The 18,596-nt window shown below is 48.4% G+C and carries 19 protein-coding genes; 1 reads left to right on the top strand and 18 read right to left on the bottom strand.

What is annotated here, in order from left to right; all coding sequences use genetic code 11:
* Positions 1-329 precede the first annotated feature (329 nt).
* Positions 330-878, bottom strand: coding sequence for a 2TM domain-containing protein (locus AB3N00_RS29890; protein ID WP_413037727.1), 549 nt, complete (start codon positions 876-878; stop codon positions 330-332).
* Positions 879-964: 86 nt separating this feature from the next.
* Between AB3N00_RS29890 and AB3N00_RS29885 the strand changes: the two genes are divergently transcribed.
* Complete coding sequence (locus AB3N00_RS29885; RefSeq protein ID WP_413037726.1) at positions 965-1,564, top strand: TetR/AcrR family transcriptional regulator; 600 nt, start codon at positions 965-967, stop codon at positions 1,562-1,564.
* Between the two features lie 140 nt (positions 1,565-1,704).
* On the opposite strand, the gene AB3N00_RS29880 is transcribed toward AB3N00_RS29885, so the two are convergent.
* From AB3N00_RS29880 to nadB, 17 genes are all read right to left on the bottom strand, one after another.
* The gene (locus AB3N00_RS29880) at positions 1,705-3,042 is read right to left on the bottom strand and encodes a TrkH family potassium uptake protein (protein WP_413037725.1); all 1,338 of its coding nucleotides are present in this window, start codon (positions 3,040-3,042) and stop codon (positions 1,705-1,707) included.
* Positions 3,043-3,200: 158 nt separating this feature from the next.
* On the bottom strand, positions 3,201-4,712 hold the full coding sequence (gene lysS / locus AB3N00_RS29875; protein WP_413037724.1) for a lysine--tRNA ligase: 1,512 nt from the start codon (positions 4,710-4,712) through the stop codon (positions 3,201-3,203).
* Between the two features lie 126 nt (positions 4,713-4,838).
* The gene (gene greA, locus AB3N00_RS29870; RefSeq protein ID WP_095293395.1) at positions 4,839-5,318 is read right to left on the bottom strand and encodes a transcription elongation factor GreA; all 480 of its coding nucleotides are present in this window, start codon (positions 5,316-5,318) and stop codon (positions 4,839-4,841) included.
* A 244-nt stretch (positions 5,319-5,562) separates the two neighbouring features.
* Entirely contained in the window at positions 5,563-6,582 is a 1,020-nt protein-coding gene (dusB, locus tag AB3N00_RS29865; RefSeq protein ID WP_175394597.1) for a tRNA dihydrouridine synthase DusB, read from the bottom strand.
* A gap of 140 nt (positions 6,583-6,722) precedes the next feature.
* A complete protein-coding gene (locus tag AB3N00_RS29860) occupies positions 6,723-6,926 on the bottom strand; it encodes a helix-turn-helix domain-containing protein (protein WP_175394598.1) in 204 nt (67 codons plus the stop codon).
* Complete coding sequence (gene folK, locus AB3N00_RS29855) at positions 6,878-7,426, bottom strand: 2-amino-4-hydroxy-6-hydroxymethyldihydropteridine diphosphokinase (RefSeq protein WP_413037723.1); 549 nt, start codon at positions 7,424-7,426, stop codon at positions 6,878-6,880. The genes AB3N00_RS29860 and folK overlap by 49 nt, the downstream gene beginning before the upstream one ends.
* 9 nt (positions 7,427-7,435) lie before the next feature.
* Entirely contained in the window at positions 7,436-7,798 is a 363-nt protein-coding gene (gene folB, locus AB3N00_RS29850; protein ID WP_095362233.1) for a dihydroneopterin aldolase, read from the bottom strand.
* A gap of 109 nt (positions 7,799-7,907) precedes the next feature.
* Entirely contained in the window at positions 7,908-8,771 is an 864-nt protein-coding gene (folP, locus tag AB3N00_RS29845; RefSeq protein ID WP_413037722.1) for a dihydropteroate synthase, read from the bottom strand.
* Positions 8,768-9,652 carry an aminotransferase class IV gene (locus tag AB3N00_RS29840; RefSeq protein ID WP_413037721.1) on the bottom strand — a complete coding sequence of 295 codons (885 nt, stop codon included), beginning with the start codon at positions 9,650-9,652 and terminating at the stop codon, positions 8,768-8,770. The genes folP and AB3N00_RS29840 overlap by 4 nt, the downstream gene beginning before the upstream one ends.
* 2 nt (positions 9,653-9,654) lie before the next feature.
* On the bottom strand, positions 9,655-10,230 hold the full coding sequence (gene pabA / locus AB3N00_RS29835; protein ID WP_413037720.1) for an aminodeoxychorismate/anthranilate synthase component II: 576 nt from the start codon (positions 10,228-10,230) through the stop codon (positions 9,655-9,657).
* 48 nt (positions 10,231-10,278) lie between these two features.
* A complete protein-coding gene (locus AB3N00_RS29830; protein ID WP_413037731.1) occupies positions 10,279-11,862 on the bottom strand; it encodes an anthranilate synthase component I family protein in 1,584 nt (527 codons plus the stop codon).
* 140 nt (positions 11,863-12,002) lie between these two features.
* Positions 12,003-12,941, bottom strand: a complete 939-nt coding sequence (gene cysK, locus AB3N00_RS29825; RefSeq protein ID WP_175394603.1) for a cysteine synthase A — start codon at positions 12,939-12,941, stop codon at positions 12,003-12,005.
* A gap of 348 nt (positions 12,942-13,289) precedes the next feature.
* On the bottom strand, positions 13,290-14,240 hold the full coding sequence (locus AB3N00_RS29820; protein ID WP_413037719.1) for a peptidyl-prolyl cis-trans isomerase: 951 nt from the start codon (positions 14,238-14,240) through the stop codon (positions 13,290-13,292).
* Positions 14,241-14,263: 23 nt separating this feature from the next.
* A complete protein-coding gene (hslO, locus tag AB3N00_RS29815) occupies positions 14,264-15,184 on the bottom strand; it encodes an Hsp33 family molecular chaperone HslO (protein WP_413037718.1) in 921 nt (306 codons plus the stop codon).
* A 151-nt stretch (positions 15,185-15,335) separates the two neighbouring features.
* Complete coding sequence (locus AB3N00_RS29810) at positions 15,336-16,106, bottom strand: type III pantothenate kinase (protein WP_175394606.1); 771 nt, start codon at positions 16,104-16,106, stop codon at positions 15,336-15,338.
* A 6-nt stretch (positions 16,107-16,112) separates the two neighbouring features.
* Positions 16,113-16,979: a carboxylating nicotinate-nucleotide diphosphorylase gene (nadC, locus tag AB3N00_RS29805; protein WP_413037717.1), complete on the bottom strand. Its 867-nt coding sequence runs from the start codon at positions 16,977-16,979 to the stop codon at positions 16,113-16,115.
* A complete protein-coding gene (gene nadB, locus AB3N00_RS29800) occupies positions 16,976-18,595 on the bottom strand; it encodes an L-aspartate oxidase (RefSeq protein WP_413037716.1) in 1,620 nt (539 codons plus the stop codon). The genes nadC and nadB overlap by 4 nt, the downstream gene beginning before the upstream one ends.
* Between the last annotated feature and the right edge of the window lies 1 nt (position 18,596).

Raw genomic sequence — 18,596 nt, 5'->3', positions numbered from 1 at the left:
ATCCGAACCAATTTAGCAAGCACTTTTTTTAAGTTTCTTTCGAAGCTTATTTGGTTTGCTTACCGCACCGTGTTTCTTGTGTTTTCTTGGCCGGAATTAGAATATACCATGTACAGTTTTTTTATGCAAGTACTTTTTCAAAAAAAGTTATAAAACTATACTAGGTATTTATGACAGATCAACGTCTCTATACAAACCTTCATTGTCACAGCTTCATCAACCGCTACATCAATGGGCATGCATATACTTCAGCTTATTACCCATAACACATGCATGCCTCATAACTGCTTTGAATGTACGCTAGTGCTTACTTAATTCTTTATCTCATTTCACTTTACTTTCTTCGCAGGCACCTTTCTTGGCCACAAGCTATAGCTGAAGCTAATTACAAAATCGATGACCAGCACAATCCCCCAAACTCTAACGATATTAATGAACGCTTCTGTGCGATTTGCATCACCAATCCACCAAGTCATCCCCAGTAAGAATGCAGTTCCTATGATATAGGCCGCCAGGTGTCGAAACCATCCACTCCGTTCCTTACTTGCATGTTCCCTTCCGTACGCCTTCCTGCTGCGCGGACTCTCCCCGCCCTTGAACCAGAATAGAAAATATCGATCTGCCCATGCAATCATCTGATGACCATAAGCGATACTGACTCCTATATATATGGCTGCTATTCCATGGACCATACTTGCCGTAGCACCTCGCTGCAGATCCATAACGGTAGCCACTAATAACAATAGATCGATAATGGGCGTTGCCATCAGCAATGTCATCCCCAGCCGCTTCATTCCGAGCAAATACCTTACACTTAATCCAGCAGCAACAAAAACCCAAAAGGCAATCTCGCATCCTATAATAAAATAGGCGATCAAAGTAACCCCTCCTTTTATAATACAAATGTATTAAATATAATTTAGCACATTTGTATTATATTAAGCAACCATGATATAATTCGTATATGCCTAAAATAGTAGATCATGATAAACAGCGTCTGCTTGTTGCTGAAGCAGCTTGGCGCATCATTCGAAGAGATGGGATGGAGCAGGCATCTGTACGGAATATTGCTGAAGAAGCGGGAATTTCCGCCGGTTCTATGCGTCACTATTTCTCAACCCAATCCGAATTACTCCTATATGCAATGAATCTGGTATCCGAACGGGTATCGAGCCGAATTCAGCAGATGTCATTCAACGGTTCTCCCATGGACAACATGAAACGTTTGCTGCTTGAATTCATGCCTAGCACGGACGAAAAATTGGCTGAGATGGAGGTGTGGTATGCTTTTACAGCCAAGTCCAAAACTGACCCAGCTCTCAAAGAGCTTGCCGATAAAGTATATGATGAACTCAGACAAGCTGTGGCTACCGTAATTATGTACCTCGATAAACTTGAGCTCTCTCGGGCTGATCTCGATAGGGAACTTGAAATAGAACGTTTGTATGCCCTGGTGGATGGTTTGGCCATTCATGCCGTCCTTCGTCCTGATCAGGTGACTGCCAAGGTCATGGAGGATATTCTCTCTTTACATCTTGCTTCATTATGTCGAGGGCATGATTAGCACCCCCAGCAGTCTCATTGCAGTAGACTATTGCATAAGTTGAGTGTTAGTCCTGCAAAAACACAGAAAACCGACAGTCACTCTGAAGCTGACCCCTTTTGATAACAGGAGTTAGCCCGAATGTCTGACGGTTTTTTTGTTTATCCGATGATAATGCGACCCTCCGGATGACGATATAACTTCTTCTCTTTGCGCGGACGAAGCGCATATGCAATGGTTAATGGTCCGATCCGTCCAATAAACATGGTAAAGGAGATAATGATTTTCCCCGCATCCGTTAACTCAGGAGTCACTCCTACCGACAAACCGACCGTGCCGATTGCCGAAGCAGCTTCAAACATCAGTGGAAGGAATGGCGCATCCTCTGTCGTAAGCAGGAGCATCACCACCACCATGAAGATAATTAACGAGACCATTATGATGGTCAACGCTCTCATAAGGAGTTCCTTCGGAACACGATGACGGAAAAACACAATATCCTTATTACCGCGAATCATGGCGTATACCGCTCCAATCATAATCAGGAACGTTGTTGTCTTAATCCCACCGCCGGTTGAGCCCGGTGATGCACCGATAAACATCAGCAAAATGAAGAAAAACTGGGTAGCTTGTCTCATCTGCGTAATATCAATCGAACTTGTTCCGGATGAACGTGTGGAAACCGACTGGAAGATGGAGGCATAGATCTTTTCAGGCCAGCTAAGCGAAGCCAGCGTATGTCCATTGGTGAATTCAAAGATAAAGAGCACCAGGGCTCCAATCCCAATCAGTGCACCCGACACAGAGAGCACCAACTTCGACTGTAGGGATAAACGGCGGCGTTTGTGATATTCAAATAAGTCATTCAGGACCACAAAGCCAAGTCCGCCCGATATAACTAGTACAGAAGCAGTCAGATTAAACAGCAAATCCCCCGTATAATACTGAAAGCTATTACCAAACAGATCAAATCCACCATTATTAAACAAGGAAACCGAGTGGAATATGCCATAGTATGCAGCTTGTCCTAAAGGCATTTCCGCTGCCCAGCGCAGCGCCAGAATCACAGCAGCCACTCCCTCAATGGTAAAGGAAAAGATCAACACCTTGCGGATGATCCGTACAATGCCTTCCATGCTGTCTGCATTAATCGCCTCTTTCAGAAGCAGCCTGTCCTTCAGGGAAATCCGTTTACCTAGCACAAGCGCAAACAGCGTTGCAATGGTCATGAATCCGAGTCCGCCAAGCTGCATGAGCACCATGATAACAATCTGCCCCAACAGATTAAATGTTGTTCCTACATCCACAACGACGAGTCCGGTCACACACGCTGCTGAAGTCGCTGTAAATAACGCATCAATGAACGCCAAATGCTCACCGCTTCGGTTCGAAATGGGCAGCATCAGCAAGACGGTGCCAATGGCAATAATCAGCAGGAAACCGCCAACCAAAATAAGTGGGGGTGACAGAAATTTGGCAATGTACAGCCTGAATTTCATGATGGACACCTCTTTTAACATAATACAATCCAATCAATCCAACCAAGGAACCATCTAAAGCATTAAAGCAACCTATGTAAACCTAAAGAGGAACTTGCCCCAGTATTAAACTAACGGCAGGTTCCTCTTCTATTATGGACGTGTTATACGTTCCTTATTTACTCTTGCGTACGTGGACGCATGTGTGGGAAGAGCAGTACGTCACGAATCGACGGCGAATTGGTCAGCAGCATGATCAGGCGATCAATCCCGATACCCAATCCGCCTGTTGGTGGCATACCGTATTCCAGGGCACGGATGAAGTCGTCATCCATTTCATGTGCTTCATCGTTTCCATGCTCTTTCTCAAGCAGCTGTGCCTCAAAGCGTTGGCGCTGATCAATTGGATCATTCAACTCGGTAAAGGCATTGGCGTGCTCGCGTCCAACGATAAACAGCTCAAAGCGGTCTGTGAAGCGCGGATCTACATCACTTTTCTTCGCCAGTGGAGAAATTTCAACCGGATGTCCCATAATGAACGTCGGTTGAATCAGTGTTTCTTCAACAAACTGTTCGAAGAATGCGTTCAGAATATGACCAAACGTCATGTGCGGTTCAACTGGAACCTTGTGTTCTTTTGCGAGACGGTGAGCTTCTTCATCTGTCATATGCACGGAGAAGTCCACACCGACAACTTCTTTAACTGCGTCTACCATGGTTACTCGGCGCCATTGTGGTGTAAGGTCCACTTGATAATCCGCATATTGGATAACCTGTGTACCCAGCACTTCCTGTGCAATATGGGCAACCAAATTCTCAGTCAACTGCATGATATCTTTATAATCAGCATAAGCCTCATACAACTCAATCATGGTGAACTCAGGGTTATGACGTGTTGACATCCCTTCATTCCGGTATACACGGCCGATTTCATATACCTTTTCCAGGCCGCCTACGATCAGACGTTTCAAGTGAAGCTCAATCGCAATACGCATGTACAGCTCCATGTCGAGCGCATTATGATGCGTAATGAATGGACGGGCAGCGGCACCACCAGCGATGCTGTGCAGCGTAGGAGTTTCCACCTCAAGATAGCCAAGGGAGTCCAAATAACGGCGCATCGACTGAATGATCTTGGAACGTGTAATGAAGGTCTGTTGTACTTCAGGGTTCATGATCAGGTCAACATAGCGCTGACGATAACGCAGTTCTACATCCGTGAGACCATGATATTTATCCGGAAGCGGGTAGAGTGATTTGGACAGCACTTCCAGATCCTTGACTTTTACAGACGTCTCACCGGTTTTGGTTTTGAAGACAACCCCGCTAACACCTACAATATCACCAAGATCAAGCAGGCTGAAAGCCGCAAACTTGTCCTCAGATACCGTATCCTGACGAACATAGATCTGGATTCTGCCGCTCAGGTCCTGAATATGTGCAAAGCTTGCCTTACCCATTCCCCGCTTCGCCATAATCCGTCCGGCAATACTGACTTCGATCTGCTTCTCTTCCAGCTCTTCCTTGGTCAGTGTTTCATACTTCTTCAGAATAGAACCGGCTTCTTCGGTACGTACGTATTTTTGGCCAAAAGGGTCGATTCCCAATTTGCGGAGCTCGTCCAATTTGTCGCGGCGAATTTGCAAAAGCTCGCTAAGTTCGGTTTCCTGATTCAAGACTTCATCCGTCATGATCTATATTCATCTCCTTATTTACATTGCAGACATCCTCAGATGTGTTCTTCCTCAAATGTTGAAAAAAGCTTCCCTAAGGAAGCTTTTGTCTCAGTGCCCGACTGCTTCATTACAATACAATAACTATTGCTTCTTAATATCTACAATTTTATATTGAATTACGCCAGCTGGTACGCTTACGTCAACAACAGTACCTTTTTTCTTACCCAAAATGGCTTTTCCAACAGGGCTTTCATTCGATATTTTGTTCTGAAGCGGATTGGATTCCGCGGTACCTACGATCGTGTACTCTGTAATGTCTCCGAATTCCAGATCTTCTACAGTAACGGTTGCACCTACGCTTACCGCATCGGTATCAATCTCATCGCTGTTGATAATCCGCGCATTCCGGAGCATTTTCTCCAGAGTGATGATACGACCTTCAATAAAGGCCTGCTCATTCTTCGCGTCTTCGTATTCGGAGTTTTCACTGATATCGCCATACCCGATGGCTACTTTGATCCGTTCAGCCACTTCGCGGCGCTTAACCGATTTCAGTGTTTCCAGTTCTTCTTCCAGCTTCTTGAGTCCCTCTTGTGTAAGGATAACTTCCTTATCGCTCATCTCAACCGATTCTCCTGTCATGGGAATAATTTGATTGCACGGCAACGGAACCCATGCTGATTACAGAGCTCCGACCGCATATATCTTCAAAACTATATGAAGTTCTCCGGAGAAACAGAACGTTCCTCCTGATGCACTAGCCTTATAACGCACATGGCGAATTTATACTGAGAAATTATAGGGTAACGGTCTCGAAAAGTCAATGTTACACCCCTTGTATCTGTAAACGTTTTACAGGACAGGATCAGGATGCATTTTCGACTACAGCCGATTCTGCATCATTGTACTCTTCATTGTGAAGCTGGCCTACAAAGTTCTCCAGGATTTGCACCATCTCATCACGTCTCGTTCCTTCCATGATAACGTCCTTGATGCGAGCAGAACCTTTTAATCCTTTCAGGTACCAAGCCAGATGTTTACGCATCTCCTTCACCGCTACTGCTTCGTTCTTCAGAGCAATCAGACGGTCCATATGGAGGATGGCAACACGGATTTTCTCTTCTGCGCTCGGATCGGGAAGTAATTCCCCGGAACTCAAGTATTGAATGGTACGATACAGCATCCAGGGATTACCCAGTGCGGCGCGGCCGATCATGACTCCGTCACAACCCGTTTCATCCAGCATGCGACGGGCATCTTCCGGTGAAGATACATCTCCATTCCCGATCACCGGGATGGAGACAGCTTCTTTGACATTTTTAATGTGCGACCAGTCAGCAGTACCTGTGTAGAGCTGCTCACGTGTACGGCCGTGCACACTTACCGCCTGTCCGCCAGCACGTTCAACCGCAAGTGCATTCTCAACTACGTAGATGTGCTCGTTATCCCAACCGATACGCATCTTGACGGTCACTGGCTTCTCAACCGCGTCCACTACAGCGGATACCATATCGTAGATTTTGTTCGGATCAAGCAACCAACGTGCACCCGCATCGCAGTTCGTCACTTTTGGCACAGGGCAGCCCATGTTGATGTCGATGATATCTGCGTTAGTTTCTTTGTCCACAATTTTGGCAGCTTCTACAAGTGCTTGACGGTCGCCCCCAAAAATTTGCAGGCTCAGCGGTTTCTCACGCTCATCTACAAACAGCATCTCACGTGTACGCTTGTTGCCATGCACGATGGCTTTGCCACTCACCATCTCCGCACATACAAGGCCTGTTCCGAATTCTTTTGCGATCAGACGAAAAGCCGGATTACAAACGCCAGCCATCGGCGCAAGTACGACCTGGTTTTTCATTTCAATGCCACCGATTTTCAGCATTCTATTGTTTCGCTCCTTCTAATTACCACAGATTCTTTCTTGCATGAATCCCGGTTATGTTGTGCTGTATACTATAAACGATTAACGATAATTGTCTTCGTGAAACCAGTTGTATAATTCATGATGACAGTGAAGTCTTTCTATTTGCCCTGTAATTCTTCAATGCTGATGCTCAGTACGCTCGCTATGCGATTCAGCTCCTGTTCGGATACCTTGCGGTTTCCCCGTTCAATCGTACCCAGAATGGCCAGCGATATGCCAGTCTCCGCGGCAAGTTCCTGTTGTGTCATACCCTTCAGCTTCCGAAAGGCCCGGATTCGGTTCGCCAGTTGCACGTTTTCCAAAGCTGTATTCCATCCTTTCCATCCAGTACAGACAACGATGTGTGTACATAGGTATACAAGCCTGAAAGCTCGCCTTCAGGTACGATATCTGACAATGGAACAAGCACAAAAGCCCGTTCTCCCATCCGTGGATGCGGTAGTTGAAGCAATTCAGTATCCCGGCTCTCTCCATCCATCCACAGCAAATCGAGATCTACCGTTCGAGGACCCCAGCGAATATCGCGAACTCGCCCAAGCCGGTTCTCAACTTCAAGCAATTCGGTGAGCAGCTGCTCGGGTGCAAGATTCGTCTGTACAGCAGCCGCCATATTCAGGAACGAAGGCTGATCTACGTACCCTACAGGTTCTGTTTCATATAGTGATGAGCAGCGCAGGACTACTATATTAGGGTGTGCATCCAGTAACGTTAACGCTTCAAGCAGCGTCTGTTCCCGGTCACCCAAATTGGCCCCTAAAGCAATATAAGCCTCTGAATATTCAGAGGTCGAATGTGCGATCATGATCGGTTCTCACTTTCTTGTGCGGCGAAGCTCTACAGTTACGCCCTCAAAATGAATATCAAACGGCGGATGCGGCTTCGTCACCTTAACTGTCAGTGCATTGATAATAGTATAAGTGTCCAGTAAAGAAGATGCAATATGTTCGCCCAAAGCTTCAATTAACTGGAATGATTTATTTTCAACGATATGTTTTACAAGTTCATGGATCTCTGCATAATTAACCGTTTTGGTCAGATCATCGGTACGTCCCGCTTCCCCCAGGTCCATATCCAGCTCCAGATCGATGTAGTAGCGCTGTCCCAGCTTCCGTTCTTCTGCAAAAACGCCATGATATCCGTAATACTCCATTCGATGCAATACCATTCTGTCCATAATATCCGCCCGCCTTCTATAATGTTGAGATTGTGTGTCACTAAGATCGTTCGTTACCTCATGCAAAACGCTGCGCTTCTACCGCACGGGTCATCCATACCCGCTCGATTTATTTCCTCCGCAGACCCGGAGAGGCATATAACATGGCATCACACATATCCGCCGTCCGCCGGATCGGCTTCACATCATGAACCCGCACCATCTGGCAGCCTTGGGCTATGCCGAATGCAACCGTTGCAGCTGTCCCTTCCACTGTATCATTGGCCTGCACCTGAAGGGTGTTCTGAATGAATCGTTTCCGTGAAGTTGCCAGCAGGACGGGATACCCCATCTCGTTAAGCAGCCCAAGGGATGACATGAGCGTCAGATTTTCCGTAAGATCCTTCACAAAGCCAATACCAGGGTCAAGAATAATCTGATTCTGGTGTACTCCAGCCTGCAATACAATTTGGATACTTTCCTGCAGGTCTCGAACCACATCTTTCAGATAATCTGTGTAATCCCGTTCTGGTCGATTGTGCATTAAAATGAGAGGACATCCCAGTTCTGCAGCAGTGCGTGCCATATCCGGGTCTGCCTTGGCTCCCCATACATCGTTAATAATGTGGGCACCCGCAAGAATGGCCTGGCGGGCAACTTCCGCCTTATAGGTATCTACCGATATCGGAATGTGCGGAGCCTCCTGCCGCAACGCTTCGATTACAGGAATGATTCGGCTGAGCTCCTCCTCGGCACCGACAGCTTCGGAACCTGGCCGTGTGGATTCACCGCCGATATCAATCAGATCGGCACCATCCTCCATCATCTGTATCGCATGGGCAACTGCCTGTTTTACCTGAGTATACCGTCCTCCATCAGAGAAAGAATCCGGTGTAACATTCAGAATGCCCATAATCTGTGTCCGTGTGCCAAGCTTCAATTGTGCTGGCCCCCATGAATAGTTCCGTTCATATATGACTGGTGTGAGTGTCATGAAGTATACCCCGCTTTCTGCCGGTACATACCCAGAAGTGCCGCTGTAACCGGGCCGATATGTCCGTTACTGATTATCGTTTCGTTTCCGTCCTGCCCTCGTAAAGTGCTAACCGGGACAAGCTCTGCAACCGATCCTGTCAAAAATATCTCATCTGCTTCCTGCAGCTCATCCCAAAAGTACAACCCTTCATTACAGGCAGCTCCCATATGAGCTGCAAGTTCCAGGACTACCGCTCGTGTGATGCCTGGTAAAATTCCTGTCTCAATGGACGGCGTATAGAGGTTGCCATGCCTAACCCAGAATATATTGCTGACAATACCTTCAGCTACATGTCCGTCCCGGGTTAATTGCAGGCCTTCTGCTCCCTGAGCCCTCTCCCCGTAACCGTTCAACTCCCGCTTGGCAAGGATGCTGTTCATGTAATGCAGCGATTTGAATCGTATATTTCCTTCAGGTGTGTTGCGCACTGTCGATAGGCACTGAAGCAATTTGCCTCTCTCATATAGAGATGGGGAGGGCTCAGGTAATGCTTTTGCAAATACAATATGATTAGGGCTCTCATAATCCCCGGAGGGAAGGCCAAGCGCAGCTTCACCCGCCGAAATCGTGTAGCGCACATATGCATCCTGAAGCTCGTTTGCCTGCAGCAGACGGTTGATCCAGTCCATCACTTCTTGTGTTGTAGTGGTAAATGGAATACCAAGCTCCGCACACCCTGCTGCCATTCGTTCCAAATGACGCTCCAGTAAAAAGGGAACACCCTGGTACGTCCGAAAGGTCTCAAACAACCCAAGTCCGTACAAAAAGCCGTGATCCGTCACCGGAACCACGGCTGCCGCCATATGGACTACATTTCCGTTTATCGCGGCGTATTGCATGCCTATACCTTCACCTTCTGAGACAGAAAGTTGCGCAGCATCTGATGACCATGATCCGTAATGATTGATTCCGGATGGAACTGCACACCTTCAATGGCGAACTCCTTATGACGCAGTCCCATAATTTCGCCTTCTGCCGTCTCAGCTGTAATCTCCAGGCAATCCGGCAGAGTGCTGCGCTCCACAATGAGGGAGTGATAGCGGGTTGCTGTGAATGGGGAAGGCAGTCCTGCGAATACGGATGTTCCGTTATGATGCATCTCCGAAGTCTTGCCATGCATCATACGATCAGCACGAATGACGTTACCTCCAAAGGCTTGTCCGATAGCCTGATGTCCTAGACAAACACCAAAGATCGGAATGCTGCCCTTGAAGTGATCAATGACAGCCAAACTGATGCCCGCTTCATTCGGAGTACATGGTCCAGGGGAGATCAAAATATGATCAGGTGCCATTGCCTCAATGCCTGCCAGATCAATCTCATCATTCCGGCGGACCTCCACCGTCTCTCCCAGTTCACCCAGATATTGAACCAGGTTGTACGTGAAGGAATCGTAATTGTCGATGACCAGTATCATATCCTTGTTCCTCCTCTTCTTCCGTCTATACAGAGACGGTTGCATTGTTTATTTTTGTTTGACCGCTACTGCTACTGCTTCCGCTTCCTCACTATAATTCACGGCCCTCATCATGGCTCTCGCCTTGTTCCGGCACTCCCTGTACTCCCGATACGGATCGGAATCAATGACAATACCCGCTCCAGCTTGTACATAACCAGTACCGTTCTTGATGGCCAGTGTCCGAATGACGATATTCAGCTCCATATTTCCACTGTAGTCGATCCACCCGATTGATCCTGTATACGGACCTCGGCGGACGGGCTCAAGCTCCTCGATAATTTCCATCGTCCGCACCTTGGGTGCACCGGTAATCGTTCCACCAGGAAACGTGGCTGCAATGACATCAAATACAGATAAACCATCTGCCAGTCTGCCCTCCACCTGGGAAACCAAATGCATCACATGCGAATACTTCTCGATGGTCATGAGTTCAGGTACATGAACCGAACCATAGGCTGCGATTCTTCCAATATCATTCCGTTCCAGATCGACCAGCATAATATGTTCGGCCCGTTCCTTCTCACTGTTCAGCAGCTCAGCCGCCATTGCCTCATCCTCTGCCTCATTACGGCCTCTTCTCCGTGTACCTGCGATTGGACGTGCACTGACCTTGCCATTGTTTACTTTGACAAGCAGCTCCGGCGAACCGCTCACGAGCTGGAAGTCCGGACTGCGAAGCATTCCCATATAAGGCGATGGGTTCACAAGGCGCAGCCATTCGTAAATGTGCTCTGCACTGGATTGAATCGGCTTCTCCTGCCGCAGGGAAAGGTTCACCTGAAACACGTCACCTTGCCGGATATACTCTTGCACTGTGCGTACAGCCTGTTCAAAGTCCTGTTGAGGAAAAGAAGTCTGCCAGCCCTCTGTTTCCCTATCAGTGTCTTCCTGCTGCTGAGCCAGATGCAAATGCATGCTGCGATGCTCCAATGCCTGCTGCTGCTCTTCCGCCTGTGCAAAGCCCAGAATATACAACCAGCGCTGCCGCATGGCCTCTGCACGTACTTCAGCCTCTGCATATAAGTTTTGAAGATATGCCTCGTCCGGCTCGGCTCTTAACGGCAGATGAACCATGCAATACAGCGCTTCTTGTTCATGATCATATGCCCAGATCTCCTCAAAGCGCATCCACCAATAATCCGGCAGGGCCGGTTTATCTTCAGCCAAGGTTGGCAGTTTCTCCAGGGACCTCGCTACGTCATAGCTGAGATAACCTGCGCTTCCCCCACCAAAGTCCGGAGCACCGTTAACTTTGGGAGCGTTGTACGGAGTTAGCCACCTTTGTAACACGTCCAGCGGCTTACCCGAGACCGTCGATGTTGATCCCTTTTTCAAATCATGAATGACCGCTTCATGACCTTTGCCTGAAATAACGGATACCGGGTGCAGCCCCAGAAAGGTATATCTTCCACCCTTCCCATTCTCCAGCACCATTGCATAAGGCGAAGCCTCGTGCCAAGCTGCTTCCCACGTTAACGGTAAACCGCCATGAACCGGCCCCTCATCCGACTTAATTATGTAAGGCATCATGGTCCATCCTTGTCCGGCCCACTCTGTCCAGTCGGCGTATGTTGTCATCAGGTGTGTCATCGCGGTTAGCCGCCCTCCATCTGTCGCTAGTTCTATTGTCTGATAGTATACTAAAGCGCCGCCCCTTTTAAAAGCATTCAGCAAAAAATCCTCCCTACCCATCATGTGGGCAAGGAGGATCAGTTTCATCTTGGTTACTCTTAACCTTCGAAGTTGTAAAGTGGTGTGCTTAGGTAACGTTCGCCGTTACTTGGCACGATGACAACGACACGTTTGCCTGCACCCAGCTGTTTGGCTACTTGCAGACCTGCACGAATCGCTGCACCGGAAGAAATACCGGACAGAATGCCCTCTTCCTTCGCCACCTGGCGAGCCGTTTCGAACGCATCATCATTCTCAATGTGAATGATCTCGTCGTAGATCTCCTGATCCAGAATCTCAGGAATGAAGTTGGCACCGATTCCCTGAATTTTGTGAGGTCCTGGTTTGCCGCCTGCCAGAATCGGAGATGCAGCTGGCTCTACAGCAACAATTTTAATTGAAGGGAAAGCTTCCTTCAGCACTTCACCTGTACCCGTGATCGTTCCGCCAGTACCGATTCCTGCAACAAAAGCATCCAATGTACCGCCAACAGATTGAATCGCTTCAACGATCTCAGGACCTGTTGTTTCACGGTGAATTTTCACGTTTGCTTTATTCTTAAATTGCTCGGCCATGAAGTAGCTTGGGTTTTCCTTGAGCAGTTCCTCCGCTTTTTTTACAGCACCGTTCATCCCCTCGGATCCCGGCGTGAGCACAAGCTCAGAACCATAGGCACGAAGCAAGTTGCGACGCTCCAAGCTCATCGTTTCAGGCATTACAATGACAGACTTATAGCCTTTAGCTGCAGCTACCATTGCAAGTCCGATTCCCGTATTACCACTGGTTGCCTCGATGATGGTATCACCTGGTTTCAGCTTGCCTTCTTTTTCCGCTTCTTCCACGATGCTAATCGCAATACGGTCCTTAACGCTCGAACCCGGATTCTGATACTCAAGTTTCACGAATACTTCAGCACTGCCTTCAGGTACGATACGGTTCAGACGAACAAGCGGAGTACCTCCGATGAGTTCTGTTACGTTATTAACAACTTTAGCCATATGAATGCCCTCCTTAGTGGGATGAATAATACTTAAGTCCTGTTACTTATATTGTGCGGCCGGGGCAGCCTCTTGATGTTTATAGAAGAACTGCGGAAATCCCTTAACTCCAGCTGGTCTAATCACTTACCCCTAGACTGGATCTGAGGTTTCCGAAGGTTTCTTACGTATATATAACCACTTTTATTCCGAGTAAACGAGTAGGTATTTATTATTTTTATCTTATCAACCTTGCACCTTATTGTCAATATGAGTACTCAAAAAAATACTCTGTCTTGGGCCCTAAGGCTGTAGACAGAGTATTTTTATCACGATGCAGCGTCACACTCCATCGATCGTTCTATTCAATCAGGAAGCTGGAATCTCGGCGATAATCACGGCCTCATACTTGTTACGCAGCCTCTCTTCCACCTGGGGGAGTGGATCAGCCTCACTGAGAGCCAACTGCATCCGGATATCTTCACGTACCTCTTCTGCGGACTGAACCTGAGCATCCTGTTTGTCATTTAGTTTAATAATGACATATCCTTCTTCGACCTGTACCGGCCCAGCAATATCGCCAATATCCAGTTCTTCGGCCAAACTCATGATGTCTTCTGGCTGGAACGGATCATTCTGTTCAATCCAGCCAAGCCGCCCACCGGAGTCGCGGGTGAAGCTATCCGTCGATTCAGCTCTCGCCATATCTTCAAAGTTCGCACCCTGCTCCAAATCATCCAGCAACGAATTGGCTTGCGCTTCCTTCTCCACCATAATCATGGACAGATCGTATTTCCCGGGAGAAACAAAATCCTCGCGGTGATCGTTCCAGTAACGCTCAATATCTGCATCCTTGACCTGAATGCCACTCGTAGCAATCTTCTCTAACAAAAGCCGATAACCAGCTTCCAGTTCAAGTTCCTGCCGCGTCAGGCCGAGCTGGGACTTCATCTCGTCATAATAGGCCTGCTCCGAATCATAACCATCCATCGCTGCAGCCAATTCCTTCGCGATCTCTTCCGGAGTGACTGTCAGGTTTCGAACCACAGCCTCCGCATAAACGGCTTTACGGTTCAGCATCTGAAGGAGCATATCGCTGCCATAACGTCTTTTCAGTGCATCGGTCCATTCCTTGTCCGTAATGACCTCTCCATTAATCGTAGCAATTGTGCTTCCTTCTTCCTGACCAGCATCATGAGGTGCGTCTGTTTCGTCCCGCCCCGGTCTGATCCCCTGCACCACCATAACCGTACCCATAACCAACATGCCGAGCGTCAAGACAATTACAGCTGTCCACAGCCCTTTTTCCTGTCTCGTCATTCCGCGTCCCGTCCCCGCTTATATCAGTTCTTGGCTTGCTCTAGAATGGTCTCGAGTTGTTCCTTGTTGAATTCATAGGCTTCATTACAGAACTGGCACACCACTTCGGCTCTGCCTTCTTCTTCAATCAGTTGTTCCATTTCGTGTTGGCCGAGGCTGATCAATGTTTTCTCGACCCGATCCCTGGAGCACTCACATTGGAAATGAATGTCCATTCCATCCATGACCTGTACATCAGGCAGTACACGTTTAAGCAGCTCTTCCAGTTCAAGCCCTTGTTCCAGCAACGTTGTCACAGGAGGCAATGTACCAATAGCGTTCTCGATTACAGTAATTTCGTCATCCGTTAACCCTGGCAGTAGTTGTATAATGAATCCACCCGAGACAATGACAGAATTATCAGTATCTACAAGTACACCAACTCCTACGGCTGAAGGCGTCTGCTCCGATTTGGCAAAATAGTACGTAAAGTCTTCGCCGAGCTCTCCCGATATGATCGGCACACTGCCACGATAAGGTTCTTTCAAACCAAGATTCTTCGTTACGTTGACAAATCCCTCTGTGCCAACGGCTCCTCTAACGTCAAGCTTACCCATGCTGTTGCTCGGCAAATGTACATGCGGATTCGTCACATAGCCACGAACTTCGCCTTTGGCATTGGCATCGGCAACGATCTGCCCAATGGGACCGTCTCCCTTGACTTGAATGGTCAATTTCTCTTTACCTTTAAGCATTGCACCCATAATGGCTGCAGTTGTAACCGTACGCCCCATGGCAGCTGTAGCCGTGGGAAACGTATCATGTCTTCTGCGCAGTTCTTCAACCAACTCTGTCGTCTGGACAGCAAAGGCTCTAACCCGTCCTTCCATTGCTGTTCCGCGAATCAAGCGGTCCTGTTTGTTGTTGTTTTCCAAGTCATTCAGCCTCCTTTGGCGTATCGCCATAATATTTTTGACACACGATATATAAATTGAATTTTTTTATACGTTGAACTGTGTGAATCATTCGTTTAACTTATAACTTCGTTCAATTTACAGAAAAAACGGCACAATACATAAGACCTTTAAATCAGCCCGCTGTATGCCGTCTCTTTCCTTACCTTTCCCGGTTCCGTTCATAAATGATACGCAGCCCTTCAAGCGTAAGCAGCGGATCGACTTCCTCGATGCTGCGGGTTTCCTCTGCAATCAGTGGTGCAAGTCCCCCGGTTGCAATGACTTTGGGCTGTGCGCCCATCTCTTCACGAATGCGCTCAACAATTCCGTCAACCTGTCCAGCATAGCCATAAATAATCCCAGCCTGCATGGCATGTACGGTATTGCGTCCTATGACCTTCTTCGGCTTCTCCAGTTCAATGCGAGGCAGCTTGGATGCCCGCTCATAGAGCGCTTCGGTGGCAATATGAATCCCCGGTACGATGGCCCCGCCCAGATAGTGGCCTTTTTCATCAATGCAGTCAAATGTCGTAGCTGTACCGAAATCAACGACCACAAGTGGACCACCGTATTTTTCAACGGCTGCCACTGCATTCACAATACGATCTGCGCCTACCTCGCGCGGATTCTCGTACCTCAGGTTCAGACCCGTTTTGATACCAGGTCCTACAACCATGGGCTTTTTACCAACATATTTTTCACACATCGCTTCCATGACATGCACCAGCGGAGGAACCACCGATGAGATGATTACTCCTTCAATGTCGCGGGTTGATATATCCGACATATGAAATAAATTATAAATCAATACGCCGTATTCATCCACTGTCGACTGACGGGATGTACTCAAGCGAAAATGATGGAGCAACGCCCGGCCTTGATACACGCCGAGTACGATATTGCTGTTGCCCACGTCTACAACAAGAATCAAAGAGGTTCACCCCTCTTTCTTTTCGTTTAAATCCAGGCTGATGTCGAGGCTCTCGAAAGAATAGGTTAACCTTCCAACCGAAATTACATCCACACCACTCTCAGCAATCCCTCGGATGGTATCCAGAGAGACATTGCCCGATGCTTCCACCTTCACATGTGGAGCCTGTGCGTGAATAACCGCAACGGCTTCACGCATCTGATCCGGGTGCATATTGTCCAGCATAATGATATCTGCGCCTGCCTGCAAGGCTTCTCTTACCTGTGTAAGATTTTCCGTCTCCACCTCAATGGTCATTGTATGCGGAATGACGGCCCGTGCCCGTTGAACGGCTTCCGTGATGCCGCCTGCACCCTTAATGTGGTTATCCTTGATCATAACCGCATCGTACAGTCCGAATCGATGATTGGCCCCTCCACCAATGCGGACAGCATATTTCTCAAGCATGCGATGGCCTGGTGTTGTTTTGCGAGTATCGACCAATCTCGTGGAAAGACCCTCTAATGCATCTACATACGAACGTGTGCGGGTGGCAATGCCGGACATGCGCTGGAGCAGATTCAGAGCCAGCCGCTCACCCGTCAGCAGACTGTGGGTACTTCCCTCCACTTCCACCAGTGTTGTCCCCCGTGTAACCTGGTCTCCGTCCTGCACCATCGGCTTAAAAACAAGCGCAGGGTCTACCACCTGAAATACCAGTTCAGCTACCGGTACTCCTGCAATGATTCCGTTGTCTTTGGCGTGAATGACTGCCTTGGATTGGTGGCCTGTGGGAATAGTCACACTTGTGGTAACATCCCCTGATCCAACATCCTCACGAAGCCAGTTTCTAATGGATTCAATGAGTCCTTCATTATATCCGTTCAGTATCATGACATCAATTCCTCCACAATCGCTTGTTCTCGTTGCTGCAAACTATGCTTCTGCCAAACGGCATCGTCACGCAGGGGGAAATCCTCACGGTAGTGTGCCCCTCGACTTTCCTGTCGGTGTAACGCTCCACTGGTTACCAGCCAGGCACAGGTCAAAAGGTTGGCGTATTCCATCTCTTCCTTGTGCGTAAGCACGTGGTCGAAAATGTTCATTTCATTTTTCAGCCTATCCATGGCTTCTTGCAGATGGATACCGTTACGTCGCAGACCCACCTGACGAACCATCATCTTCTGCAAACGCAATCGCCGTTCGGAAATCGGCCGTTGTCCGGGCATTATTTCATTCCCTCTGCTACGCGGTAGGAGACTTCCTACCTGAATTGAGTTCAGCGGAGGCAGTGATTGAATACGCTCAACAATTCGATGCCCAAACACAATCGCTTCAGACAAAGAGTTGCTTGCTAATCGATTGGCTCCGTGCACCCCTGTGGACGATACCTCTCCACAAGCAAACAACCTTCCGATACTGCTCTCCCCATTTAAGTCCGTCTTAACGCCGCCCATCATATAATGAGCTGCAGGAGCGACCGGAATCCAGTCTGTGGTCATATCCAGTCCGTACCGCATACAGGTCTCATATATGGTAGGGAATCGATGCTTGATCATCTCAGCCGGCTCATGAGTTATATCCAGATACACAAATGTGCTGTTTGTCGTCTCCATCTCACTGACAATCGCTCTCGCTACAATATCACGCGGTGCCAGTTCAAGCTGTACATGGTAACGTTCCATAAACCGCTCGCCTTTTATATTGCGCAAATAAGCACCTTCACCCCGTACCGCCTCAGACACTAGGAAACGCGGGGCTCCCGGATAACATAAGGAGGTCGGATGGAATTGGATAAACTCCATATCCCGAATGACTGCACCCGCACGATAGGCCATGGCAACACCATCGGCGGTAGCCACCTCCGGATTGGTTGTGTAGCGATACAACTGCCCAGCCCCACCGGAGCAGAGCACGGTAGCCCGTGCCTTAACAAATACCTGTGAGCCATCCGGCTTCTGAACCAGAGCCCCTACGCATTCTCCGTGATCCGTGATTAGATCGATTACAAAATGCTCATCCCATACCTCAATACCGGGATGTTCACTTGCTTGAGCTGCGAGAGCCCTCACGATCTCATATCCAGTCGCATCTCCATTCGCATGCAAAATACGGCGGTGGCTGTGCGCACCTTCCTGCGTCAACGCCAGCTCGCCGTTCTCCACATCAAATAACGTACCCAGACGGATCAGTTCCTTCACTCCATCCGGGCCTTCGTTCACCAATGCTTCTACTGCCTCTGGGCGACACAGACCAGCTCCAGCCACAAGTGTATCCTGCAGATGGTATGCAGGAGAGTCATCTTCCGCGATTACCGCAGCGATGCCTCCCTGTGCATAACGGGTATTGCTCTCCAATAATGACTTCTTCGTGATCATCAGCACCCGGTTATGTTCACTCGCCCTGATTGCTGTAAACAACCCAGCGATGCCGGAACCAATAACCAGTACATCCGTCTCTACCATGGGCAGTGCGGACAGATCAAAATCCACTAAATATTGCGGTATCATC

The sequence above is a fragment of the Paenibacillus xylanilyticus genome, assembly GCF_047246825.1.
GTDB lineage: Bacteria > Bacillota > Bacilli > Paenibacillales > Paenibacillaceae > Paenibacillus > Paenibacillus xylanilyticus_B.
This window is presented reverse-complemented; position numbering and strand designations above follow the sequence as displayed.

What these genes read in the sequence shown, in the direction of transcription:
- folK (WP_413037723.1), bottom strand. Translation starts at nt 7,426, where the DNA reads ATGATCGCACATTCGACCTCTGAATATTCAGAGGCTTATATTGCTTTA.
- nadC (WP_413037717.1), bottom strand. Translation starts at nt 16,979, where the DNA reads ATGATACTGAACGGATATAATGAAGGACTCATTGAATCCATTAGAAAC.
- greA (WP_095293395.1), bottom strand. Translation starts at nt 5,318, where the DNA reads ATGAGCGATAAGGAAGTTATCCTTACACAAGAGGGACTCAAGAAGCTG.
- dusB (WP_175394597.1), bottom strand. Translation starts at nt 6,582, where the DNA reads ATGCTGAAAATCGGTGGCATTGAAATGAAAAACCAGGTCGTACTTGCG.
- AB3N00_RS29885 (WP_413037726.1), top strand. Translation starts at nt 965, where the DNA reads ATGCCTAAAATAGTAGATCATGATAAACAGCGTCTGCTTGTTGCTGAA.
- folB (WP_095362233.1), bottom strand. Translation starts at nt 7,798, where the DNA reads ATGGACAGAATGGTATTGCATCGAATGGAGTATTACGGATATCATGGC.
- AB3N00_RS29820 (WP_413037719.1), bottom strand. Translation starts at nt 14,240, where the DNA reads ATGACGAGACAGGAAAAAGGGCTGTGGACAGCTGTAATTGTCTTGACG.
- lysS (WP_413037724.1), bottom strand. Translation starts at nt 4,712, where the DNA reads ATGACGGATGAAGTCTTGAATCAGGAAACCGAACTTAGCGAGCTTTTG.
- AB3N00_RS29880 (WP_413037725.1), bottom strand. Translation starts at nt 3,042, where the DNA reads ATGAAATTCAGGCTGTACATTGCCAAATTTCTGTCACCCCCACTTATT.
- AB3N00_RS29840 (WP_413037721.1), bottom strand. Translation starts at nt 9,652, where the DNA reads ATGCAATACGCCGCGATAAACGGAAATGTAGTCCATATGGCGGCAGCC.
- hslO (WP_413037718.1), bottom strand. Translation starts at nt 15,184, where the DNA reads ATGGCGATACGCCAAAGGAGGCTGAATGACTTGGAAAACAACAACAAA.
- cysK (WP_175394603.1), bottom strand. Translation starts at nt 12,941, where the DNA reads ATGGCTAAAGTTGTTAATAACGTAACAGAACTCATCGGAGGTACTCCG.
- AB3N00_RS29830 (WP_413037731.1), bottom strand. Translation starts at nt 11,862, where the DNA reads ATGACACACCTGATGACAACATACGCCGACTGGACAGAGTGGGCCGGA.
- pabA (WP_413037720.1), bottom strand. Translation starts at nt 10,230, where the DNA reads ATGATACTGGTCATCGACAATTACGATTCCTTCACGTACAACCTGGTT.
- nadB (WP_413037716.1), bottom strand. Translation starts at nt 18,595, where the DNA reads ATGATACCGCAATATTTAGTGGATTTTGATCTGTCCGCACTGCCCATG.
- folP (WP_413037722.1), bottom strand. Translation starts at nt 8,771, where the DNA reads ATGACACTCACACCAGTCATATATGAACGGAACTATTCATGGGGGCCA.